Origin of the sequence: Streptomyces rugosispiralis, from assembly GCF_024505145.1 — a bacterium.
Taxonomy (GTDB): domain Bacteria; phylum Actinomycetota; class Actinomycetes; order Streptomycetales; family Streptomycetaceae; genus Streptomyces; species Streptomyces rugosispiralis.
This window is the reverse complement of sequence record NZ_JANIAA010000014.1, coordinates 121,843-144,057: the sequence shown is the minus strand read 5'-3', so window position 1 is coordinate 144,057 and position 22,215 is coordinate 121,843. Positions and strand designations below refer to the sequence as shown.

General features: G+C 71.7%; 20 protein-coding genes. 9 read left to right on the top strand and 11 right to left on the bottom strand.

Annotated elements, in window-relative coordinates; all coding sequences use genetic code 11:
* Positions 1–7 precede the first annotated feature (7 nt).
* Positions 8–1,138: an alpha/beta hydrolase gene (locus NP777_RS22330; RefSeq protein ID WP_256651940.1), complete on the bottom strand. Its 1,131-nt coding sequence runs from the start codon at positions 1,136–1,138 to the stop codon at positions 8–10.
* A gap of 171 nt (positions 1,139–1,309) precedes the next feature.
* Here NP777_RS22330 and NP777_RS22325 point away from each other — a divergent pair, with 171 nt between their 5' ends.
* The 6 genes from NP777_RS22325 (at position 1,310) to NP777_RS22300 (ending at position 6,251) form a co-directional block, all read left to right on the top strand.
* Positions 1,310–3,142, top strand: coding sequence for a phosphatidylglycerol lysyltransferase domain-containing protein (locus tag NP777_RS22325; RefSeq protein WP_256651939.1), 1,833 nt, complete (start codon positions 1,310–1,312; stop codon positions 3,140–3,142).
* A 35-nt stretch (positions 3,143–3,177) separates the two neighbouring features.
* Complete coding sequence (gene folP / locus NP777_RS22320; protein ID WP_256651938.1) at positions 3,178–4,056, top strand: dihydropteroate synthase; 879 nt, start codon at positions 3,178–3,180, stop codon at positions 4,054–4,056.
* Positions 4,053–4,538: a nuclear transport factor 2 family protein gene (locus NP777_RS22315; RefSeq protein WP_046087121.1), complete on the top strand. Its 486-nt coding sequence runs from the start codon at positions 4,053–4,055 to the stop codon at positions 4,536–4,538. Before folP ends, NP777_RS22315 begins: the two co-directional genes overlap by 4 nt.
* 203 nt (positions 4,539–4,741) lie before the next feature.
* Positions 4,742–5,101 carry a dihydroneopterin aldolase gene (gene folB / locus NP777_RS22310; RefSeq protein ID WP_372461967.1) on the top strand — a complete coding sequence of 120 codons (360 nt, stop codon included), beginning with the start codon at positions 4,742–4,744 and terminating at the stop codon, positions 5,099–5,101.
* Positions 5,098–5,691: a 2-amino-4-hydroxy-6-hydroxymethyldihydropteridine diphosphokinase gene (gene folK, locus NP777_RS22305; RefSeq protein WP_256651937.1), complete on the top strand. Its 594-nt coding sequence runs from the start codon at positions 5,098–5,100 to the stop codon at positions 5,689–5,691. Before folB ends, folK begins: the two co-directional genes overlap by 4 nt.
* A gap of 62 nt (positions 5,692–5,753) precedes the next feature.
* Positions 5,754–6,251: a DUF3180 domain-containing protein gene (locus tag NP777_RS22300; protein WP_256651936.1), complete on the top strand. Its 498-nt coding sequence runs from the start codon at positions 5,754–5,756 to the stop codon at positions 6,249–6,251.
* Positions 6,252–6,336: 85 nt separating this feature from the next.
* Here NP777_RS22300 and folE read toward each other — a convergent pair whose 3' ends face one another.
* From folE to dacB, 6 genes are all read right to left on the bottom strand, one after another.
* Positions 6,337–6,942: a GTP cyclohydrolase I FolE gene (gene folE / locus NP777_RS22295; protein WP_256651935.1), complete on the bottom strand. Its 606-nt coding sequence runs from the start codon at positions 6,940–6,942 to the stop codon at positions 6,337–6,339.
* Positions 6,943–7,067: 125 nt separating this feature from the next.
* A complete protein-coding gene (gene ftsH / locus NP777_RS22290; protein WP_256651934.1) occupies positions 7,068–9,110 on the bottom strand; it encodes an ATP-dependent zinc metalloprotease FtsH in 2,043 nt (680 codons plus the stop codon).
* A 245-nt stretch (positions 9,111–9,355) separates the two neighbouring features.
* Complete coding sequence (hpt, locus tag NP777_RS22285) at positions 9,356–9,895, bottom strand: hypoxanthine phosphoribosyltransferase (RefSeq protein ID WP_256651993.1); 540 nt, start codon at positions 9,893–9,895, stop codon at positions 9,356–9,358.
* A 60-nt stretch (positions 9,896–9,955) separates the two neighbouring features.
* Positions 9,956–11,068 (bottom strand): tRNA lysidine(34) synthetase TilS, encoded by a 1,113-nt coding sequence (tilS, locus tag NP777_RS22280; protein ID WP_256651933.1) that lies wholly within the window; start codon positions 11,066–11,068, stop codon positions 9,956–9,958.
* A gap of 210 nt (positions 11,069–11,278) precedes the next feature.
* Positions 11,279–12,415, bottom strand: a complete 1,137-nt coding sequence (locus NP777_RS22275) for a zinc-dependent metalloprotease (RefSeq protein WP_256651932.1) — start codon at positions 12,413–12,415, stop codon at positions 11,279–11,281.
* 87 nt (positions 12,416–12,502) lie between these two features.
* A complete protein-coding gene (gene dacB, locus NP777_RS22270) occupies positions 12,503–14,098 on the bottom strand; it encodes a D-alanyl-D-alanine carboxypeptidase/D-alanyl-D-alanine endopeptidase (protein WP_256651931.1) in 1,596 nt (531 codons plus the stop codon).
* Between the two features lie 86 nt (positions 14,099–14,184).
* On the opposite strand from dacB, the gene NP777_RS22265 reads away from it, so the two are divergent.
* Positions 14,185–14,676, top strand: a complete 492-nt coding sequence (locus tag NP777_RS22265) for an inorganic diphosphatase (RefSeq protein WP_014061662.1) — start codon at positions 14,185–14,187, stop codon at positions 14,674–14,676.
* A 151-nt stretch (positions 14,677–14,827) separates the two neighbouring features.
* Here the strand turns inward: NP777_RS22265 and NP777_RS22260 are convergent, their stop codons facing one another.
* From NP777_RS22260 to NP777_RS22250, 3 genes are all read right to left on the bottom strand, one after another.
* Positions 14,828–16,501 carry a threonine/serine exporter family protein gene (locus tag NP777_RS22260; protein ID WP_256651992.1) on the bottom strand — a complete coding sequence of 558 codons (1,674 nt, stop codon included), beginning with the start codon at positions 16,499–16,501 and terminating at the stop codon, positions 14,828–14,830.
* Between the two features lie 186 nt (positions 16,502–16,687).
* Positions 16,688–17,416 carry a DedA family protein gene (locus NP777_RS22255; protein WP_256651930.1) on the bottom strand — a complete coding sequence of 243 codons (729 nt, stop codon included), beginning with the start codon at positions 17,414–17,416 and terminating at the stop codon, positions 16,688–16,690.
* Between the two features lie 143 nt (positions 17,417–17,559).
* Positions 17,560–18,318, bottom strand: coding sequence for a MerR family transcriptional regulator (locus NP777_RS22250; RefSeq protein ID WP_256651929.1), 759 nt, complete (start codon positions 18,316–18,318; stop codon positions 17,560–17,562).
* A gap of 124 nt (positions 18,319–18,442) precedes the next feature.
* Between NP777_RS22250 and leuE the strand changes: the two genes are divergently transcribed.
* Both leuE and NP777_RS22240 read left to right on the top strand, forming a co-directional pair.
* On the top strand, positions 18,443–19,150 hold the full coding sequence (gene leuE / locus NP777_RS22245; RefSeq protein ID WP_256651928.1) for a leucine efflux protein LeuE: 708 nt from the start codon (positions 18,443–18,445) through the stop codon (positions 19,148–19,150).
* Positions 19,151–19,228: 78 nt separating this feature from the next.
* A complete protein-coding gene (locus tag NP777_RS22240; RefSeq protein WP_256651927.1) occupies positions 19,229–20,641 on the top strand; it encodes a glutamate decarboxylase in 1,413 nt (470 codons plus the stop codon).
* Positions 20,642–20,704: 63 nt separating this feature from the next.
* Here NP777_RS22240 and NP777_RS22235 read toward each other — a convergent pair whose 3' ends face one another.
* Positions 20,705–22,186: a hypothetical protein gene (locus NP777_RS22235; protein ID WP_256651926.1), complete on the bottom strand. Its 1,482-nt coding sequence runs from the start codon at positions 22,184–22,186 to the stop codon at positions 20,705–20,707.
* Positions 22,187–22,215 lie beyond the last annotated feature (29 nt).

The following is a 22,215-nucleotide window of genomic DNA, read 5'->3' as shown; positions in this document are numbered from 1 at the left end:
TCCGCGCTCAGCGGTCGGCGAGGCGGCCGCCAAGCCACTCCAGGGCGGCGGGGACCTCCCGCTTCCAGGTGTTGAAGTTGTGGCCGCCGGTGCTCAGGATGATCGACGAGACCCGGGTCGGCTCCCCGCGCCGGTTGAGCCGCTGCACCTTGTTCACGAAGCGCACGGTGTCCTTGTAGTTCTGCTCACCGTGCTCGCTGCTGGACACCAGCAGCGAGACCGGCGGCGCCGGTTTGTGGTCCAGCCGCCACATCAGGTCGTTCTCCCGCTCCAGCCGCCGGCTGCCGCCGAAGAGATCGCCCGTGGTCGCGTCGATCGGAGCCTTGTACGACGGGGAGAGCCCGGCCGCCGCCGAGAACGCGTCCGGGTGACGCATCGCCATCTTCAGGGCGCAGTAGCCGCCGGTGGAATTTCCGATGACGCCCCAGTTACGGGCCCGCTTGCCCACGCGGTAGTGGTCGGCCACCGCCTTGGGCAGGTCCTTTGTGAAGAAGGTCTCGGTCCGTGGCCCGCCGGGCACGTCCACGCACTCGGTGTCGCGCGGCGGCGCGACCGTCGGCCGCATCATCACCAGGACGAGGGGCTGCATTTTCCCCGTTTTGACCAGCTTGTGCGACTGCTGCGGATACTTCAGGCCATTGATGAGCGACTCGGTGGTGCCCGGGTACCCGGTCAGCACCAGCGCGGCGGGGAAGGTCCGCCGGGCATACTCGGGCCGGAAGTACTCCGGCGGCAGATAGATGTACGCGGGGCTGGCGATCCCGGAGACCGGCCCCTGGATGTTCACCTTCTCGACACGTCCGGCCGCCCTGGGCGAGGAGCCGCCGTCCACGGCCAGATGGCGGGTCTCGGTGACCCGCACCCGGGTGCCCGGGGTGTCGTGGTCCACTACGACACCCGGCTCGTCCTGCGTACCGAAGAGGTCGGACCAGGATCCGTAGAATCCGAAGGACTGATTGGCGAACAGCCCGAACGCCATGAACACGGTCAGCTGCGTGCCCAGTAGCATGCCGACCCGGCCGAGCACGGGAGCCACGCCGCGCCCGGCCAGCCGAGGCCACAGCCATACAGTGGCCGCGAACAGCAGCAACGCCGCGACGGCAGCCGCGATCACGATGTTGTTGCTCGTGAGACCCATCACTATCTTTCTGCCGGGCGGCCGGCCCCCCCGTGCCGCCGGGGGAAACCTCCCAGCCGTTGGCCGGGGAGTGAACCCCACTCCTTCAAACGCCGTCTTACTGGGCGCAAATCGTGTGGATGCCGCGCAACAGAACCGAAGATCCTCTTGACCGAAGCGACGGGAATACAGATGTCTGACAGTCAAGATGCCGAAACATCCGGGAAGGTTCCCACCCGGATACGGCGCCTGCCACGCGGCCCCAGGCCGGAGGCGGTGCCCACCGCCGTCGGCACCGCGTGCACGCTGATCGGGCTGATGGACATCGTCTTCCCCCGGCTGCGGCACAGCAGGGTGCACGCGCTGGCGGAGCTGCTGCCGGGCGCCGTGAGCTCCCTGGCGGCCGCCGCCTCGATCGTGGTCGGTCTGCTGCTGCTGATGCTGGCCCACGGCCTCAAACGGCGTAAGCGGCGGGCCTGGGTCGCGGCCGTGGGGCTGCTGCCGGTCGGCGCCGCCGCACAGCTGCTCTACCGGCACTCGGTCATCGGCATGGTCCTCTCCCTCGTGCTGATGGGGGTGCTGCTCCGCTACCGCGCCGAGTTCGCGGCGCTGCCGGACCCCCGCAGCCGCTGGATGGCGCTGGCCAACTTCGTGGTCATGGGCGCGGTCAGCGTCACCGTGGGACTGCTCATCGTCCGGTCCCATCCGGACGCCATCGAAGGAGCGCCGTCGCTCGGCGAGCAGCTGGAGCACGTCCTGTGGGGCCTGTTCGGCTTCGAGGGGCCGGTGGGCTACCGCCACGGCGCGGACTACACCGTCGGCTACTCCCTCGGCGCGCTGGGCCTGCTGACCGTGGCCACCACCGCCTATCTCGCCTTCCGCCCCGAGCACCCCGCCGCCCGCCTCACCGCCGAGGACGAGGAGCGGCTGCGGGGCCTGCTCGCCGCCCACGGGCGCCGCGACTCGCTCGGCCACTTCGCGCTCCGCCGCGACAAGGCCGTGGTCTTCTCCCCCACCGGCAAGGCCGCGGTCTGCTACCGCGTGGTCTCCGGGGTGATGCTGGCCAGCGGCGACCCGGTCGGCGACGTGGAGGCGTGGCCCGGTGCCATCGCCCGCTTCATGGAGGAGGCGCGGGCCCACTCCTGGACCCCGGCGGTGATGGGCTGCAGCGAGACCGGCGGCGAGGTGTGGACCCGCGAGACCGGCCTGGACGCGCTGGAGCTCGGTGACGAGGCCATCGTCGATGTGGCGGACTTCACCCTCTCCGGGCGCGCCATGCGCAATGTGCGCCAGATGGTCAAGCGGATCGAGCGGGCCGGGTACCAGACCCGGGTGCGGCGCGCGAGCGAGCTGAGCCCCGAGGAGCTGGAGACCATCCGGCGCGCCGCCGCCGACTGGCGGGGCACCGACACCGAGCGCGGCTTCTCGATGGCGCTGGGCCGGATCGGTGACCCGGCGGACGGGGACGCGGTCATCGCCACCGCCCACAAGGCCGCCGACGAGGGCACGGAGGAGGGCCCGTACGGCGATCTCAAGGCGGTGCTGCACTTCGTGCCGTGGGGCCGGGACGGGATGTCGCTCGAGCTGATGCGGCGCGACCGGAGCGCCGACCCGGGCATGAACGAACTGCTGATCGTGGCCGCCCTGCGGGCCGCCCCGGACCTGGGCGTGGAGCGGGTGTCGCTGAACTTCGCGATGTTCCGCTCGGCGCTGGCGCGCGGCGAGAAGCTGGGCGCGGGACCGGTCCTGCGGGGCTGGCGGGCGCTGCTGGTGTTCCTCTCCCGCTGGTTCCAGATCGAGTCGCTGTACAAGTTCAACGCGAAGTTCCAGCCGCGCTGGGAGCCGCGCTTCGTGGTCTTCCGCAACACCCGCGACCTGCCCCGGATCGGCCTGGCCGCGATGCAGGCCGAGGGGTTCGTCTCGCTCGCCCTGCCCCGGCTGCTGCGCCGCGGCCGCCACCCAGAGCCCCGGCCCTGCGCCCATCGGCACCCGAAGGAGGGCCGGGAGCTCCAGCAGGCGGCCTGATCCAGAAGCCGCCCCCCTACGCCTAGGCTGGGCACATGAGCACGTTGCATGGGCGGGGACGGGTGGCCGGACTGCCGGGGTGGGACCGGTGCGCGGTAATGGGTGTGGTGAACGTCACGCCCGACTCCTTCTCCGATGGCGGGAAGTGGTTCGACACCGAGCTGGCCGTCAAGCACGGTCTCGACCTGGTCGCCGCCGGGGCCGATCTGGTGGACGTCGGCGGCGAGTCGACCCGGCCCGGCGCGGCGCGCGTCGACGAGGCCGAGGAGCTGCGCCGGGTGATCCCGGTGGTCCGGGAGCTGGCCGCGGCCGGGGCCGTGATCAGCGTGGACACCATGCGGGCCGCGGTGGCCGAGCGGGCCGTGGCGGCCGGGGCCCGGCTGGTCAACGACGTCAGCGGCGGCGGCGCCGACCCCGCGATGGTGCCCATGGTGGCCGCGGCGGGGGTGCCGTTCGTGGTGATGCACTGGCGCGGCCAGTCGATCGACATGAACAACCGGGCGGTGTACGCGGACGTGGTCGGCGAGGTCGTCACCGAACTGCGCGCCGCCCTGGAGCGGGCGGTCGCGGGCGGTGTCGACCCGGAGCGGATCGTGCTCGACCCGGGCCTGGGCTTCGCCAAGGACGCCGACCACGACCTGGCCCTGGTGGCCCATCTGTCCGCGCTGCGGGAGCTGGGCCGGCCGCTGCTGGTGGCGGCCTCCCGTAAACGGTTCCTGGGGCGCGTCCTGGCGGGCGACGGGGGCAGCCCGCCGCCCGCCCGGGAGCGGGACGCCGCCACGGCGGCGGTCTCCGCCCTCGCGGCGCGCGAGGGCGCCTGGGCCGTCCGGGTGCACGAGGTACGGGCCAGCGCGGACGCGGTGCGCGTGGCGCGGGCCATCGAAGCGGCCGAGACCACGGCGGGAGCGCTGTGACTTCCCTTACGGACAACGAGCGTGTGGCGCTGGTGAACACCGCTCTGTACGACGCCATGGAGCAGGGCGACCACGCCACGCTGCAGCGGCTCTGGCTGGACTCCCCCGACACCGAGGTGTCCTGTGTCCACCCGGGCTGGCCGGTGCTGCGCGGCCGGGGCGAGGTGCTCCGGTCCTACGCGCTGATCATGGCCAACACGGACTACATCCAGTTCTTCCTGACGGATGTCGAGGTGTCGGTGATGGCCGACACCGCCCTGGTGACCTGCACCGAGAACATCCTCAGCGGCGCCCCGGCGGAGGAGGAGGGCCAGCTCGGCCCGCTGGTGGGCCAGCTGGTCGTGGCCACGAACGTGTTCCGCCGGACGGAGGACGGCTGGAAGGTCTGGGCGCACCACGGCTCCCCGGTGCTCGCGGAGAGCGACGACGAGGAGCCGGGCGGCCCCGAAGGCCCCGCCGACGACGGACTGCTGCCGGGCTGAGTTCACCCCGTTCGAGCCCCGCGAGGTGGGGGTAAGAGGCTGTGGCGCGGAGCGTCGGCTGCGAGCGCCGCCCACCCCATGGGCGAGTGCCGCCGGAGCTCGCAGGTAGATTCGAGGCAGGTACCCCCGCATACGGCAGGGGACGGGTGGTGCGTTCCGGCTGGGACGTGCCCGCGTACCGACAACCAGCAGGAGTGGTTCAGGTGGATCGTGTCGCGCTGCGCGGCCTGCGGGCTCGTGGGCACCACGGTGTGCTGCCCCATGAGCGCGAGGAGGGCCAGGACTTCGTCGTGGACCTCGTGCTCGGCCTGGACACTCGGCCCGCCGCGGCCGACGACGATCTCGGCAAGACCGTCCACTACGGCGTGGTGGCGGAGGAGGTCGTGGACGTGGTACGGGGTGAGCCGGTCGATCTGATCGAGACGCTGGCCGAACGGATCGCCGACCGGTGCCTCAAGCACGACGTGGTGCGGGAGGTCGAGGTCGTGGTGCACAAGCCGCAGGCCCCGATCACCGTGCCCTTCGACGACGTGACCATCACCATCACCCGGAGCCGAGTATGAGCAGCAGCGACCCGACCGTGCAGCCCGTTCCCGCCTCCGTGGTGGAGCAGGTGGACGCCGCCGATGTGACGTTGAGCAACCCCAAACGGGCGGTGATCTCGCTCGGCAGCAATCTGGGCAACCGCCTGGAGACCCTCCAGGGCGCGATCGACGCGCTGGAGGACACCCCGGGCCTGCGGGTCAAGGCCGTGTCACCGGTGTACGAGACGGATCCGTGGGGCGTGGAGCCCGGCACCCAGGCCACGTACTTCAACGCGGTGGTGCTGATCAAGACGACGCTGCCGCCGTCCTCGCTGCTGGAGCGCGGCCACGCCATCGAGGAGGCGTTCGAGCGGGTGCGGGACGAGCGCTGGGGCCCGCGCACCATCGACGTGGACATCGTGGCGTACCAGGACGTGGTCTCCGACGACCCGCAGCTGACCCTGCCGCATCCGCGCGCCCATGAGCGCGCCTTCGTCCTGGTGCCGTGGAACGACGTGGACCCGCAGGCCGAGGTACCCGGGCGCGGGACGGTCGCGGGGCTGCTGGCGGCGGTGGGCCTGGACGGGGTCCGGGTCCGCGCCGATCTGGAACTGCGACTGCCCGAGTAGACGTTGATCCGGATAGGTTCCGGGAGACGCTGGCACGTACTGGATTGAGGGGCGACCGCTCGGTGAAGCAACTTCGGATCGGGGTGCTGGTCGGGCTGTTCGCCGTGGCCGGTGTGGTGTCGTGGGCGGGGGCCCGGCTGTGGGACACCTTCGGGTCGCTGCCGAGCGTCCCGGTGGCCGCGCCGATCGTGCTGGCCCTGATCGCGGTCGTGCTGGCCGCCACCGCGCTGTCGCTGCGGTCCCGGCTGCGCGCCCAGCGGGAGCGGCAGCCCGGCGCCAAGGGCGTGGACCCGATGGTGGCCGCCCGTGCGGTGGTCTTCGGGCAGGCCAGCGCGCTGGTGGCGGCGCTGGTCGCGGGGATGTACGGCGGCGTGGGCGTCTTCCTGGCCATGGAGCAGCTCGATGTGCCCGCCCGCCGCGATCAGGCGTTCTACGCCGCGGGCTCGGTCCTGGCGGGCGCGGGGGTGGTGGCGGCCGCGTTCTTCCTGGAGCGGGTGCTCAAGCTCCCGGAGGACGACGACAACGACGGCAACGGCCCGAGCGCGGCGGCCCGCGCCTAGGCGCGCTCGAGGGGCCGTCGTACGCGGCCTGAGAGGGTGTGCGGAGCCGGGAGAGCCGCTCAGCGGGCCATGATGAGGCTCATCCTCAGCGGGCCATGATGAGGCTCATCGCCTCCGCCCGGGTGGCCGGGTCGCGCAGCTGGCCACGGACGGCCGAGGTGAGGGTCTTGGCGCCGGGCTTGCGCACCCCGCGCATGGTCATGCACATGTGCTCGCACTCGACCACCACGATCACCCCGCGCGGTTCCAGTATCCGCATCAGGGAGTCGGCGACCTGGGTGGTCAGCCGCTCCTGGACCTGGGGGCGGCGGGCGTAGACATCGACCAGCCGGGCCAGCTTGGACAGCCCGGTGATCTTGCCGTCGTGGGACGGGATATAGCCCACATGGGCCACCCCCACGAACGGCACCAGGTGGTGCTCGCAGGACGACATCACCTCGATGTCCTTGACCAGCACCATCTCATCGTGGCCCAGGTCGAAGGTGGTGGTCAGGACGTCCTCGGGCTCCTGGCGCAGCCCCGCGAAGATCTCCTTGTACGCCCGGGCCACCCGGCCGGGCGTCTCGCGCAGCCCCTCCCGGTCGGGGTCCTCACCGACGGCGATCAGCAACTCGCGGATCGCGTTCTCGGCACGCTTCTCGTCGAACACGCCAATGGGGCTCTCGCCGTCCAGCGTCACCGGGTCGGTCATGGACTGCCTCGTTCCTCACATACGCACACGAACGCGAAAATGCCGCGTCCAACAGGCTAGAACCTGATGGACGCGACATTCATTCCGGGGCCACCGGGAGCGGACGCCGCCCCCGGTGGCCGGGATCAGTTCTCCGAGCCGGAGCCCGAGCCCTCGGGACGCTCGGCGCTGTCCTCCGGGGCGGTGCTCTTGGTCAGCGAGGCCGCCGAGGTGGGCTGGGCGCCGTTGGCCGGGGCCAGCTCCTTGGGGGAGAGCACCGGCGGACGGGTGGAGGGCGTACGCCGCGAGGAGCCGGTCCACGCCGGGCGGGCCGGGCGCTTGACGATCGGGGCGAAGATCTCGGCGATCTCCTCCTTGTTCAGCGTCTCCTTCTCCAGCAGCGCCAGCACCAGGTTGTCCAGGACGTCCCGGTTCTCCACGAGGATCTCCCACGCCTCGTTGTGCGCGGCCTCGATGAGCTTCTTGACCTCCTCGTCCACCAGCGCGGCGACCTCTTCGGAGTAGTCGCGCTGGTGGGCCATCTCACGGCCGAGGAACGGCTCGGAGTTGTCGGAGCCGAACTTGATCGCGCCGAGCCGCTCGGTCATGCCGTACTGCGTGACCATCGCGCGGGCCGTGGTGGTGGCCTTCTCGATGTCGTTGGACGCACCGGTGGTCGGGTCGTGGAAGACGAGTTCCTCGGCCGCCCGGCCGCCCATCATGTAGGCGAGCTGGTCCAGCATCTCGTTGCGCGTGGTCGAGTACTTGTCCTCGTCGGGCAGGACCATGGTGTAACCCAGGGCCCGGCCTCTGGAGAGGATCGTGACCTTGTGCACCGGATCGCTGTTCGGAGATGCCGCCGCGACCAGGGCGTGACCGCCCTCGTGGTACGCGGTGATCTTCTTCTCCTTGTCGCTCATGATCCGGGTCCGCTTCTGCGGACCGGCCACGACCCGGTCGATCGCCTCGTCCAGGAAGTGGTTGTCGATCAGCTTCTTGTCGCTGCGGGCCGTCAGCAGGGCGGCCTCGTTCAGCACGTTCGACAGATCGGCACCGGTGAAGCCGGGGGTGCGGCGGGCGACGGCCGAAAGGTCGACGTCCGGGGCGACCGGCTTGCCCTTCTGGTGGACCTTGAGGATCTCCAGCCGGCCCTGCATGTCCGGGCGGTCGACGGCGATCTGCCGGTCGAAGCGGCCCGGACGCAGCAGCGCCGGGTCGAGGATGTCGGGCCGGTTGGTGGCGGCGATCAGGATGACCCCGCCCTTCACATCGAAGCCGTCCATCTCGACGAGCAGCTGGTTCAGCGTCTGCTCGCGCTCGTCATGGCCGCCGCCCATGCCGGCGCCGCGGTGCCGGCCGACGGCGTCGATCTCGTCGACGAAGACGATGGCCGGGGCGTTGGCCTTGGCCTGCTCGAACAGGTCGCGGACGCGGGAGGCACCCACACCCACGAACATCTCGACGAAGTCGGAGCCGGAGATCGAGTAGAACGGGACACCCGCCTCGCCCGCGACGGCACGCGCGAGCAGCGTCTTACCCGTACCGGGCGGGCCGTAGAGCAGCACACCCTTGGGGATCTTGGCGCCCACGGCCTGGAACTTCGCCGGCTCCTGGAGGAACTCCTTGATCTCCTGGAGCTCCTCGACCGCCTCGTCGGCCCCCGCCACATCGGTGAAGGTCGTCTTCGGCGTGTCCTTGGTGATCAGCTTGGCCTTCGACTTCCCGAAGTTCATCACCCGGGAGCCGCCGCCCTGCATCTGGTTCATCAGGAACAGGAAGACCACGACGATCAGCACGAACGGGAGCAGCGAGAGCAGGATCCCGACGAACGGGTTCTGCTTCGACGTCGAGACGTTGTACCCATCGGGGATCCCATTGGGCTTCTGAGCGTTGGCCTGCAGAGTCTTGGCCAGATCCACGCCCTGGTCACCGATGTAGGTGGCCTGGAGCTTGTTGCTGCCCGAGATCTTGGCGACGTTGTCCTTGAGCTCGATCTTTACCTTGTGCTCGTCGCCGGTCGTCAGTTCGGCGGACTGGACCTGGTTCTGGTTGATCGCCTTGACGACCTGACTGGTGTCCACCGACTTGTAGCCGCCGGACGAGCCGACGACCTGCATCAACACGACCACGGCGAGGACGGCCAGCACGATCCACATGACCGGCCCACGGAAGTAGCGCTTCACGTCCATCCATACGGGGCGAAATCGCCCCGTCCCTCCTGCCACAGTGAGGCACGGCAGCCCTGGAGGGGCGCCTGTGCGTGCGGTGTATTTGCGGTGTATGAGCTGTGTAATCCTCAGTCTTGAAAAAGACTGACCTTCGGACGGTACCCCAGCATTGTCACCCGACGCCGCCGTGGACTGTTAACAAAACCGCCTTCCCCTGCTCCAACGGCGGAAAACCCCGCCAGGTTCCCAGGGGGCGGCGGCGCCCGTCAGCCGCCGTAGACGTGCGGGGCCAGGGTGCCGACGAACCGAAGGTTCCGGTACTTCTCGGCGTAGTCCAGGCCGTAGCCGACGACGAACTCATTGGGGATGTCGAAGCCGACCCACTTCACCTCGATGGCGACCTTGGCCGCCTCCGGCTTGCGCAGCAGGGTGCAGACGTTCAGCGAGGCCGGCTCGCGCGAGCCCAGGTTCGACAGCAGCCACGACAGCGTCAGTCCGGAGTCGATGATGTCCTCGACGATCAGGACGTGTTTGCCCTTGATGTCGGTGTCCAAGTCCTTCAGGATACGCACCACACCGGAGGACTGGGTGCCCGCGCCGTAGGACGACACGGCCATCCAGTCCATGGTGACGGGCGTGGAGAGGGCACGCGCCAGATCCGCCATCACCATGACCGCGCCCTTGAGCACGCCGATGATCAGCAGATCCTTGTCCGCGTACTCCTCGTCGATGGCGGCGGCCAGCTCGGCCAGCTTCGCGTTGATCTCTTCCTCGGTGATGAGGACCGACTTGAGGTCGGTGCCCATGTCCTTGTCGTCCACCCGCGCCACTCTCGTTCGACTACCGGCTCAACTGGCTCGGGCGGATCAGCCCTGCCGGATGACCAGTCTGCCACCCTCCCGGCGGACCTCGACCCGGCCGGGGAGGTTGATGGCCCGCTGCCCCCGCCAGCCGGTGATCAGCCGGTCCACCTCTTCGATGTGGCGGGCGAAGAGCGAACCGGCGGGCGCGCCCGCGGCGATGGCGGCCCGGCGCAGCACCCGGCGGCGGACGGCGGTGGGCAGTCCGTGCAGGCCGACGGTGTCGAGGTGCACGGCCTGCGCGCCACCGGCCGCCGCCGGTGCGGTGGTCATCACATCGGCCTCGGCGCGGGCGGCCCAGGCGTCGAGGGCGTCGGCGTCGTCACGGGAGAGCTGGGCGGTGCGGGCGAGCGCCTCCACGACGCCCTTGCCCAGCGCCTTCTCCAGGATGGGCAGCGCCTCGTGGCGGACCCGGGAGCGGGTGTAGGAGGGGTCCACGTTGTGCGGGTCGTCCCAGACGGGCAGCGACTGGGCCAGGCACGCCTCGCGGACGGTGTGCCGGTCCAGTTGGAGGAAGGGGCGGCGATAGCGGCCGCCGGTGCCGGAGACCCAGGCCATACCGGACAGCGAGCGGGTGCCGGAGCCGCGGGCGAGGCCCAGCAGAACCGTCTCGGCCTGGTCGTCACGGGTGTGGCCGAGCAGCACGGCGGCGGCGCCGTGGCGCTCGGCGGCGGCGTCCAGCGCGGCATAGCGGGCGTCCCGGGCGGCGGCCTCGGGGCCGCCGCTCCGGCCGACGGCCACGACGATCGCCTCGACCGGTGCCAGGCCGAGGGCCCGCATCCGGTCGGTGACCTCGGCGGCGCGAACGTCGGACCCCTGCTGGAGACCGTGGTCGACGGTGACCCCGCCGGCCCGCAGCCCGGCCCGCGGGGCCTCGAAGGCGAGGGCGGAGGCAAGCGCCATGGAGTCGGCGCCGCCCGAGCAGGCGGCGAGCACGAGCGGTGCGTCGTCCCGCGGGGCGGAGCCGCGGGGGACGGGGGCGGAGGACGCCGGGGAGAGGGAGGGCGGAGCGGAGGGCGACGAGGCGGCCGGGGGCGCGGCCGAATGGGCGACGAGGATGTCGTGGAGGACGCGGCGGACCGCGAGGCGTATCGCGGCGACCGCTGGATGGGGACCCATGTCCGTTTCCCATCTGTCATTCGAGGGGGTGCCTCGGGGGGTGCGAGGAGTACGAGCGGTACGAGTCTTTCGTCACGCTGCGTATGTCGATGGTGACAGAAGCGAGCTGTTCCCCGAGCATCGCACGCCTACCCGTCGCCAACGGTCCCTCGGACGAGTGATTAAAGGGGGCGTTCGTCCGTTTTCGCGTGTGCCGGGGGTGTGCCGGCTCTAGGACTCCGCCTTGCGGTGCACCCGCGCGACCCACTCGGCGGGTTTGCTGATCTCCGCCTTGGTCGGAAGGGTGTTGGGCGAGGTCCAGACCCGGTTGAAGCCGTCCATCCCGACCTGGTTCGCCACGGCCCGTACGAACCGCTCCCCGTCACGGTACTGCCGCAGCTTGGCGTCGAGCCCCAGCAGCTTGCGCAGCGCCTGGTCGAGCCGGCCGGCGCCGCTCGCCCGGCGCTTCTGGAACTTCTCCCGGATCTCCGCGACGGACGGCACGACCTCCGGCCCCACCCCGTCCATGACGTAGTCGGCGTGCCCCTCCAGCAGCGACATCACCGCGGTCAGCCGGGCCAGGATCTCCCGCTGGGCCGGGGTCTGGACGAGCTCGATGATGCTGGGCGCGCCGCGCCCGTCCCCCTCGTCCTCGTCGGCGGGACGGCCGCCGCTCAGCGACTGGACGGCCTCGCGGACCCGCTCCAGCAGGGTGGCCGGGTCCACGTCGGTCTCGCCGAGGAACGCCTGGATCTCGGACTCGATGTGGTCGCGCAGCCAGGGCACGGCGGTGAACTGGGTGCGGTGGGTCTCCTCGTGCAGCGCGACCCACAGCCGGAAGTCGTGCGGGGCCACGTCGAGTTCGCGCTCGACGTGGACGATGTTGGGCGCCACCAGCAGCAGCCGGCCGCCGCCCGGGGAACCGGGCAGCTCGCGGGTCGAGGGCGCGAAGGTCTCGTACTGGCCGAGCACCCGGGAGGCCAGGAAGGACAGCAGCATCCCCAGTTCGACCCCGGTCACCTTGCCGCCGACCGCGCCCAGCACCGCCCCGCCGGGCAGTCCGCCGCGCCGGTCCTGCACCTTGCCGAGCAGCGGTTTGAGGATCTGCCGGAAGCCCGCCACGTTCGCCCTGATCCAGCCCGCGCGGTCCACGACGAGGACGGGGGTGTCGGAGGCCGGGCCGCCGGAGGCGGCCATCCGGGTGAAGGCGCGGACGTGCTCCTCCGAGGACTTGGCGTGCCGGCGCAGCTCAGCGACGACCGCACGCGCCTCCTCGCGGCTCACCTCGGGCCCGGGGCGCACCAGCCGGGTCGCGGTCGCGACCGCGAGATTCCAGTCGACCATCTCCACACCACCGATGCTCGTCATGGCTTCACGGTACGTGGCCCGCGCCCCATCCGGGAGGACACCGGGGTCGCACAGGCGGCCGTCCCGCGTCCGGGCCACTCCCTCCGCTCAGCGGCAGCCGCAGTTGGCGAGGGCCGAGGCCATCCGGTCCAGGGCGCGCTGGGCGCCGTCGGCGTCGGTGGTGCCGTTGGTCATGAACGCGAAGACCAGCAGCCGGCCGTCCGCGTCCACGACCGAGCCCGCGAGGGTGTTGACCCCGGTGAGGGTGCCGGTCTTGGCGCGGACCACGCCCCGGCCGACCGCGTCCTGGGCGTAGCGGGTGCGCAGGGTGCCGGTGAATCCGGCCACCGGCAGCCCGGTGAGCAGCGACCGCAGTTCGGGGTGGTCGCGGTCGGCGGCGCGCACCAGCACCTGGGCGAGCAGCCCGGCGGAGACGTGGTCGGCGCGGTCGAGCCCGCTGCCGTCCGCGATCCGGGCACCGCCCAGCGGCAGCCCGAGCTTGCGCAGCCGCTCGGTCACGGCCTTCGCGCCGCCCGCGAAGCTCGCGGGCTCGCCCGCGGCGAGGGCGGTCTGCCGGGCCAGGGCCTCGGCGATGTCGTTGTCGCTGGTGGTCAGCATCCGCTCGACGAGCGAGGACAGCGGCTGGGAGCGGACGGAGGCCACCGTACGGGCGCCCTTGGCGGCCCTGCCCGCCCCGGGCTCGCCCTTCACCTCGACGCCGCGGTCGCGCAGCATCGCGGCGAAGGCGCCGGCCGTGTCGGCGGCCGGGTCCTCGGCGCGCGGGGCCGTGCCGTGGTCGCTGTCGTCCTTACGGCCCTCATCGGCCATCAGGGGGACGACGGGCGAGAGGTTCTCGTTGGGGCCGATGGTGTGGAGCTTCGGCCCGGAGTAGAGCGAGGTGTCATAGCCGAGCCGGTAGGGGCCCGCGCCGCGCTTCTCCAGGGCGCGGGCGGTGTCGTCGGCCAACTGGCGGAGCGCGGCGGGGTGGTCGTCCCCCTTGACGGCCCGTGCGGTGAGCGTCGGGTCGCCGCCGCCGACCAGCACGATGTCGTGTCCGCCCGCGCCCGCCACGACGCTGGTCCTGATGCGGTGGTCCGGGCCGAGTGCGGAGAGGGCCGCGGCACCCGTCGCGAGCTTGATCGTCGAGGCGGGGACGGTGGCCGTGCCCGCCTTGGCGCCGAACACCTGCTGACCGGTGGTCACGTCCATCACCGCCACCGAGCGCTCACTGCCCAACGCGGAGTCCTTCAGCAACGGTTCGAGCGTGTCGGCGAGCCCCGCCCCGGTGGGCGGCGGCACGGCGTCGTCGCCGCTGTCCGGCGACCGGGGCGCGGGCCGCGTGCCGAGCGCCGCCAGGACGGGCGCGGCGCTGGGCGCGGGCCGCCCCGGGCCGCCGTGCCGCTCGCCCGGGACACCGTCCTCGGTGGCGCGGGCGCGTTCGGCCGTCCGCCGGCCGCCGTCCCAGGGCCCGGCCACCAGCACCGACACCACGGCGACGACCAGGCCGGTCGCCGCGGAGACCGCCACCAGCTGCCACGTCCGCTGCTGCTCCCGGGGCGTACCGCGCCATTCGCGCCGGACACGGGCGCGCACGCGGTTCCACTCGCGCAGCCCACGCCCGCGCATCCGGTCCAACTCGCGTCGCCCACGGCTCAGCCGGTGGCTCAGCCACTCCCTGACCTGCCACGATCGGGCTTCAGGCACGACCGACCAGCCCCTTTCGCCACCACACACCTGCGTGGGGGACACTTAATCACCAGACGTATGTGTTGATCATGGAGGAGCCACCCGTGGAGTTCGACGTCACCATCGAGATCCCGAAGGGTTCGCGGAACAAGTACGAGGTGGACCACGAGACGGGTCGCATCCGCCTTGACCGGCGACTCTTCACGTCGACCAGCTACCCCGCGGACTACGGCTTCGTCGAGAACACCCTCGGCGAGGACGGTGATCCGCTGGACGCACTGGTCATTCTCGACGAGCCGACGTTCCCCGGCTGCCTGATCAAGTGCCGCGCGATCGGCATGTTCAGGATGACCGACGAGGCGGGCGGCGATGACAAGCTGCTTTGCGTACCGGCCTCCGACCCCCGGGTGGAGCACCTGCGTGATATTCACCACGTTTCAGAGTTCGACCGCCTGGAAATCCAGCACTTCTTCGAGGTCTACAAGGACCTGGAGCCGGGGAAGTCGGTCGAGGGGGCCAACTGGGTGGGCCGCGCCGAGGCCGAGGCCGAGGTGGAGGCGTCCATCAAGCGCCTCGAGGCCGCCGGCGGCCACTGAGTCCTCAGCGGCGGCCGCTGAGTCCTGAGCGACAGATCCACGCCGGGAGGGCGGGGCACCACGCGGGTGCCCCGCCCTCCCGGCGTTTCCGGGCCCGGGGCGGCGGCCCCGCCGAGCCCGGAGCGGCGGCCCCGCCGGGCCCGGGGCCCGGTCAGAAGCCCCGGGTGCGCTTGGCGGCGCGGCGGCCGGAGGGGTCGGTGTCCGTGCCGGGCATTCTCAGGAAGAGGCGCGCGGCCTCGCCTCCCAGGTTCACCCCTATGGCGATCGCCAGGGCCAGTGCCGCCGCCTGGGTGAGGTGCGGAATACCGCGGTCCAGGTTGCCCTGGGCCAGCGCGAGCAGCCCGAAGTAGGTCGCGCTACCGGGCAGCAGGGGCCCTATCGCCGCCGTGACGTACGGCAGCGCCGAGGCGTATCTATACCGGGAGAGCAGCTGGCCGAAGAGGCCGACCAGCCCGGCGGCCACGGTCGTGGCGGCCACCGGTGGCACGTTGGCGGTGTCGGCCAGCGCGCCGTAGACCACCCAGGCGACCCCGCCGTTGAGCGTGGCGAACAGCACGGTGTGACGTTCCTGCTGGAGCAGGATGCAGAAGGTCAGCGCGAGCAGCATCGCCGCCAGGGTCTGGATGTACGGCCGCTCCACATGGCGCAGCGCCGCCTCCGGGTTCAGCTTGGCGTCGAGTTGGAGGCCCCCGTAGAGCACCGTGAGCACCCCGCAGACGATGCCGACGATCAGATAGCCGACCTCCAGCAGACGCGCCGCCGCGGTGATGTAGTAGCCGGTCAGCCCGTCCTGGACACCCGCGACCAGCGCCCGCCCCGGGATCAGCGCGAACAGCCCACCGGTGATCACGGCGGACGCCTGGAGCCCGGAGTTGGCGAGGCTGAGCGCCACCCCGATCGCGGCGGGCGGCATCGCCGCGGCCACGAACTGGTAGAACTCCGGAAGCCCGCGCCCGGAGGCCAGCCACGCCAGCCGGTCGCCGAGCATCGCGCCGAGGGCCGCCGCGAAGAAGACCGGCCAGTCACCGCCGACCAGCATGCTCGCCGCGCCGGCCAGCCCGCCGCCGGCCACGGTGAGCGCCCAGCCGGGGTAGGGGTGGCGGTTACGGCGTATCTCGGCGAGCCGCCGGTACGCCTCCTCCAGCGTGAAGTCGTCCCGCGAGGTGATGTCGTCCACGAGCCGGAAGACCGCGGACAGCCGGGTGTAGTCGGTGCCCCGGCGCCGTACGGTCCGGCTGGCGGTGACCGGGTCGTCGACCAGCGAGGGCTGGTAGCTGACCGACAGCAGGGTGAAGGTGACGGTCGGCTCGCAGCGGTCGAGCCCGTACGCGTGCGCCACGCCGAGCATCGCCGCCTCGACGTCCTCGGCCCCCTCACCGCCCGCGAGCAGCAGCTCGGCGATGCGGAGGGTGAGATCGAGCACACGCGGCACGGCCGGGCCCGTGTCGTCCTGCCGCTCGACGCGCTCGGGCGTCGGGCGCTCGCTGATCGGCATGCGCAGCATCGTGCGCATCCGGTCCTGCCAGGGGGCGTCCTTGGTCAGCCGGACGACGGGGATGCCGTTCGGCGGGGTGATGACGGGGAAGCCGCCGGTGGTCTGGTTGTTCGAGGGGGTCTTCACCCCGGCGGGCGACACGAACGCCGAGCCCTCGGGCTCGATGGCGGCCTCCGCCGTCAGTCCGTCGGGGACGGCGAACTCCGATGTCGGGTGCTCGTCCTCGGGCGGCGGCGGCAGGGGTATGCCCAGCGGCGGGGTGAAGGCGCTGTGCGCCTCGTCGGACAGCGGCTTCTGCTGCTCCCCCGTGTCCGTCTCCGCCGCGCCCATGGCACGCGGCGTCTGCTGACGGTCCGACCTCACGTCTTCTCGCTCCTCACCAGCCCTCCCCGTACGTTTCCCAGCAGCCAAGGATGCAACACCGGCGGCCACCGGAGCCCATTGTGCGGGGCGGTGACCGCCGAGTGGGAGGTGGGGGCGGTGTGTGACGGATGTGAAGCCTGGTGAAGGGGCCGCTCAGCGCTTGGCGTGGCGCCCGCGCGGCCCCTGGGCGGGGGAACCCGCGCCCTGGGCGGGGGAACCCGCGGCCGGGCCCTGCGGCTCCGGCTGCGCGGCGGCCTCCTTCTTCGCCTTGCCGCGGGCCCGGAGGAACTCGATCACGATCGGGACGATCGACAGCAGCACGATCGCGATCAGCATCAGCTCGATGTGCTGATGCACGAAGTCGACCTTCCCGAGCGCCGAGCCGAGCAGGGTGACGCCGGTGCCCCACAGCACACCGCCGATGACGTTGAAGACGATGAACGAGCGGTAGTTCATCCGGCTCACGCCCGCGATGATCGGCGTGAACGTCCGCACGATGGGCACGAAGCGGGCGAGGATCAGCGACTTCGGCCCGTGCTTCTCGAAGAACTCATGCGCCTTCTCCACGTTCTCCTGTTTGAAGAGCTTGGAGTCGGGGCGCCGGAACAGCGACGGCCCCACCTTGCGGCCGAAGAGATATCCGGCCTGGTCACCGATGATCGCGGCGACCGCCACGGCCACACACACCAGCCACAGATCCTGCTTGATCACATTGGTGGTCACCAGCAGGCCGGTGGTGAACAGCAGCGAGTCGCCCGGCAGGAAGAAGCCGATGAGCAGGCCGGACTCCGCGAAAACGATGGCCAGGACGCCGAGCAGACCGAAGGTCTCGATCAGATAGTCCGGGTCCAGCCACTGAGGGCCGAGCGCGAGGGTGGTCACGGATGAGGCTCCTGGGTCGAGGAATGCAGGCTCGTGCGAGGCCCGGCCGCAGGTTCGGGGCGGACTGAGTGTTCTTCGCAGTGTGCCGCCCAAAGCTATCAACGCCGTGTGGGTGCCCTTGGTTCCCGCCGCCCGGGGAACCCCTAGCCGTGCCGCTCCGCGTTGGCCAGGATCGCGTCCCGGAGGTAGACGGCCAGCCCCGGCCCGGCCTTGTCGATGTTCTCCGTGAAGCGGTGGTCCGAGACGTACATCCGGCCCAGGCAGGTGTGCAGCTCATGGCCGCACTCGTAGTGGTTCCGGCTGATCCACCGCCGGTGCTCCTCGGCCAGGTCCATCGCCGCCTCGGACTCCGGCGGGGTGCCCGTGCCCATCAGCGCGACGAAGCGGTTGTCGATGTCGTCCCCCTCCTCCTGGATCCGCTTCCAGTCCTCCTTGGTGTACGAGGCCGCCCGGCGCTGGGACTCCTTGTACGCCTCGGTGTCACCCCAGCGCCGCTCGACCTCCTCCTGGTGTTCGTCCGGGTCGAAGTCCCCGAAGACCTCGAACTTCTCCTCGGGGGTCAGATTGATGCCCATCTTCCGCGCCTCCATGGCCTGTTCGACGGCGGCGGCCATCTTCTCCAGCCGCTCGATCCGGTCGGTCAGCAGCCGGTGCTGACGCCGCAGGTGGGCCTGCGGATCGATATCCGGGTCGTCGAGCAGCACCGCCACCTCCTCGAGCGGAAAGCCGAGCTCCCGGTAGAACAGGACGCGCTGCAGCCGGTCGAGGTCGGCGTCGTCGTAACGCCGGTGCCCCGCCGCGCTGCGGGCGCCGGGGCGCAGCAGCCCGATCTCGTCGTAGTGGTGCAGCGTGCGCACCGTGACGCCGGCGAAGCCCGCCACCTGTCCCACGGAATAGCTCATGGCCGAATCCGCTCTCCTTCTGTTCGGTACGGGTTCCACGGTGCTCCCTCACGTCGCGTGAGGTGCAAGTCCGGATGGCGAAACCGACTGGGCGGCGCGGCGGACCGCTGTCATCCTGCCGATCGTGCTGGGGATAACCGATCTTTCGACCTATCTGGCCGGTCTGGCGCTGATCATCCTGCTGCCGGGCCCCAATTCGCTGTATGTGGTGTCGGTCGCGGCCCGCCGCGGCCCGCGTACCGGCTATCGGGCCGCGGCCGGGGTGCTGTGCGGCGACGCCGTGCTGATGGCGCTGTCGGCGGGCGGGGTGGCCTCGCTGCTGCACGCCAGCCCGGTGCTCTTCGCGGTGGTCAAGTTCGCGGGCGCGGGCTATCTGACCTGGCTGGCGGTGGGCATGCTGCGCGGGGCGCGGGCCCTGTGGCGCCGCCGCCCGGGGACCGCGGAGGCGGCCCGGAGCGCGGCGGAGGCGCGGGGCGCGGACGGGGCCCTCGACGGGGCCGCGGATACCGCCACGGGGTCCGCGGAGGGCGAGCGTCCGTACCGCCGGGCGCTGGTCATCAGCCTGCTCAACCCGAAGGCGATCCTCTTCTTCATCTCCTTCTTCGTGCAGTTCGTGGACCCGGACTACGCCCATCCCGCGCTGTCCTTCGTGGCGCTGGGCGCCTGGGCGCAGCTGTTCAGCATCACCTATCTGACGGTGCTGATCTTCAGCGGTACGTATCTGGCGGCCACCCTCCGGCGGCGCCGGAGGCTGCGGGCGGGGCTCTCGGCGGCCGCGGGCACGGCCTTCCTCGGCTTCGCGGCGAAGCTGTCGCTCAGCAGCGCGGGGTAGCCGCTACGCGGTGGCGCGGGGCAGGGGGCACGGCGCGGGGCCGGGGTTTATCGGTGAAATGCCCCTAATTTAACGAAGGTGGCACTTCACAAAGGCACTCACGGCCGACGCGACCTCGACGAACGCCCCGGGTTCTCCATCAATCCGATCTACGGCGAGGCCAATCCGGCCAGCGGAATGACCGGCAGGCCCCCGCGCCACTGCCTCCCGGACGAGCCGATGGCGCCCACGACGGCGTATCAGTTCGTCCATGACGAGCTGATGCTGGACGGCAACGCCCGCCAGAATCTCGCCACGTTCGTCACCACGTGGATGGAGCCGCAGGCGGGCAGGCTGATGTCCGACTGCCTCGCCAAGAACATGATCGACAAGGATGAGTATCCGCGCACCGCCGAACTGGAGCGGCGGTGCGTGACGATGCTCGGCCATCTGTGGCACGCCCCCGATCCGGACGCGGTCGTGGGCTGCTCCACCACGGGGTCGAGCGAGGCCTGCATGCTGGCCGGAATGGCCTTCAAACGGCGCTGGGCCAAGCGGAACCCGGTGAGCTATCCGGCCACCGCCCGCCCCAATCTGGTCATGGGCACCAATGTCCAGGTGTGCTGGGAGAAGTTCTGCGACTTCTGGGAGGTGGAGGCGCGGCAGGTGCCCATGGAGGGCGACCGGTTCCACCTCGATCCCCGGGCCGCCGCCGAGCTGTGCGACGAGAACACCATCGGGGTCGTCGCGATCCTCGGCTCCACCTTCGACGGCTCCTATGAACCCGTCGCCGAGGTGTGCCGGGCGCTGGACGACCTCCAGGAGCGCACGGGCCTGGACGTCCCGGTGCATGTGGACGGCGCCTCGGGCGCGATGGTCGCGCCGTTCCTCGACCCGGACCTGGTGTGGGACTTCCAGCTGCCGCGGGTCGCCTCCATCAACACCTCGGGCCACAAGTACGGCCTGGTCTACCCCGGGGTGGGGTGGGCGCTGTGGCGTACGGCGGACGCGCTGCCCGAGGAGCTGGTCTTCCGCGTCGACTACCTCGGCGGCGACATGCCCACGTTCTCGCTCAACTTCTCCCGCCCCGGCTCCCAGGTGGCCGCCCAGTACTACACCTTCGTACGGCTGGGCCGGGAGGGCTATCGCGCCGTTCAGCAGCAGACCCGCGATGTGGCGCGCTCGCTCGCCGAGCGGATCGAGGCGTTCGGGGACTTCACCATGCTCAGCCGCGGCGATCAGCTCCCGGTGTTCGCGTTCACCACGGCGGAGGGGATCGGCAGCTTCGACGTCTACGACATCTCCCGGCGGCTGCGCGAACGCGGCTGGCTGGTGCCCGCGTACACCTTCCCGCCCAACCGGGAGGACCTGTCCGTACTGCGGGTGGTGTGCCGCAACGGCTTCACGGAGGACCTCGCCGATCTCTTCCTGGACGACCTGGGCTCGCTGCTGCCGGAGCTGCGGTCACAGCCCTCGCCCATGGGGAAGGTCGTCAAGGCGTTCCACCACTGAGCCCGGTGTCTCCGGTCCTGGGGACGACGGCGGTCAGTGGCTCCGGGCCGGAGGCGACGGCGGTCAGCGCGTGCGGGCCGGGGCCCTGAGCAGCTCGGCCCGGCGCCGTACCGCCTCCAGCGCACCCGGTCTGCGGCCGGGCACCCGGCCCCGCAGCTCGATCAGCAGCGGGGCGAGGGCACCGGCCCTGGTCCGGTCCGTCACGAACTGCCACTGGTGGTGCGCCCGGTCCACGGCCCCCTCGACCTCGGGGTGCTCGGCCGGTTCCCCGTTGCCCAGCCGCGCGTCGGCCACCGCGAGCCACAGCTCGCAGGCGCGGGCCGGGTCCCCGGCGATACGGGAGAGATCGGCGCGGACCTCCAGCCAGTGGATCGCCTCGTCGGACCGGGGACCGGCCGTCCGGAACGCCTCCTGCTCCCAGGCGGCCGCCATCGAGGCCGCCTCGCTGTGCCGCCCCGCGTTGGCCGCCTCGAATATCGCCGCGTGCGTGGCCGCGAGCGGATCGGCCACGGGCGCCCGCCTGGGTGGTGGGGGCAGGGGGGCGTGGGCCGGCTGGGGCGGGCGCAGTGAGGGCGGCACCGGTCGGGGATCGGCGGGAAGGAACGATTCGGGAGGGCCCGGCGGCATGGGCGGCGGGGAGGCCGCGACCGGCCCGGTGGCCCCGGTCTGCCCAGCCGATACGTTCTGCCCGGTGGCCCCGGTCTGCCCGGTTGCCCCACTCGGCCCGGTCGGCCGGATCTCTCCGGTCTCCCCAGCCGATATGGCCTGCCCGATCGGCCCGGTGGCCCCGGCCTGCCCGGTCGGCCCAGCCGGAACGGCCTGCCCGGCCCATGCGGCGGCGTCCGGGGGCGGGTACGCCTCGCCCGGCCCGGTGCCGTCCAGGAGCAGTTCGGGGCCGGTGCCCAGCCCGGCCTCCAGGGCGGCGCGCTGGTGGAGCAGGGCGAGTGGTGGGCGTTGGGCGGCGGACCGCAGCAGTCCGGCGAGCGCTCGGCTGTAGTCCGGTGTCGCCAGCCGCCGCTTGGGCGGGGCCGGTGCCACCGTGCCGTAGAGGGTCAGCCCGGCCGCGAGTACGGACGGGCCCGCGGTGGTCAGCGGTGGCCAGGCCGTCTCGTCGGCCACCAGGTCGGCGACCACGACGGTGCTGCCCGGCGGCCGCAGGCCCAGCTCGGCGGCCAGCCAGTGCCAGGGCAGCGCCGTGTAGCGGGCGGTCCGTGAGGTCGTACGGGCCAACGCCAGGTGCGGCAGCCGCTGTTTGGCGTCGAGGGTGAGCTGGCCCGCGAGATGGACCAGCACCGGGCCCGGGTGCGCGGCGGCGGTCCGCAGATGTGTCAGTACGGTCTGCGGGTCGACCGGGTCCACGAGCTGGACGACGCTGGCGCCGCCGGGCGTGCCCAGCAGCGCCGCCGGTGGCACGGCGGCGAGCTGGGGCAGCGCGGCGGCCGCGTCCATCAGTCGCTGTTTGCCGGCCGGTCCGGCGGCGAGCAACAGGGCGTATCCGGGCCCGCTCACCGTCTCCGCCCCCGCGCCCGACCTGTCGTTCCCCATACCTGCACCGTATCCGCAACCGGCGACGA

Coding starts and splice junctions, on each gene's coding strand:
- hpt (WP_256651993.1), bottom strand. CDS start 9,895: ATGGGCACCGACCTCAAGTCGGTCCTCATCACCGAGGAAGAGATCAAC.
- NP777_RS22235 (WP_256651926.1), bottom strand. CDS start 22,186: ATGGGGAACGACAGGTCGGGCGCGGGGGCGGAGACGGTGAGCGGGCCC.
- folE (WP_256651935.1), bottom strand. CDS start 6,942: ATGACCGACCCGGTGACGCTGGACGGCGAGAGCCCCATTGGCGTGTTC.
- ftsH (WP_256651934.1), bottom strand. CDS start 9,110: ATGGACGTGAAGCGCTACTTCCGTGGGCCGGTCATGTGGATCGTGCTG.
- tilS (WP_256651933.1), bottom strand. CDS start 11,068: ATGGGTCCCCATCCAGCGGTCGCCGCGATACGCCTCGCGGTCCGCCGC.
- NP777_RS22250 (WP_256651929.1), bottom strand. CDS start 18,318: ATGAGCTATTCCGTGGGACAGGTGGCGGGCTTCGCCGGCGTCACGGTG.
- NP777_RS22260 (WP_256651992.1), bottom strand. CDS start 16,501: ATGGGCGCGGCGGAGACGGACACGGGGGAGCAGCAGAAGCCGCTGTCC.
- NP777_RS22330 (WP_256651940.1), bottom strand. CDS start 1,138: ATGGGTCTCACGAGCAACAACATCGTGATCGCGGCTGCCGTCGCGGCG.
- folK (WP_256651937.1), top strand. CDS start 5,098: ATGAGCAGCAGCGACCCGACCGTGCAGCCCGTTCCCGCCTCCGTGGTG.
- folP (WP_256651938.1), top strand. CDS start 3,178: ATGAGCACGTTGCATGGGCGGGGACGGGTGGCCGGACTGCCGGGGTGG.
- NP777_RS22325 (WP_256651939.1), top strand. CDS start 1,310: ATGTCTGACAGTCAAGATGCCGAAACATCCGGGAAGGTTCCCACCCGG.
- NP777_RS22275 (WP_256651932.1), bottom strand. CDS start 12,415: ATGACGAGCATCGGTGGTGTGGAGATGGTCGACTGGAATCTCGCGGTC.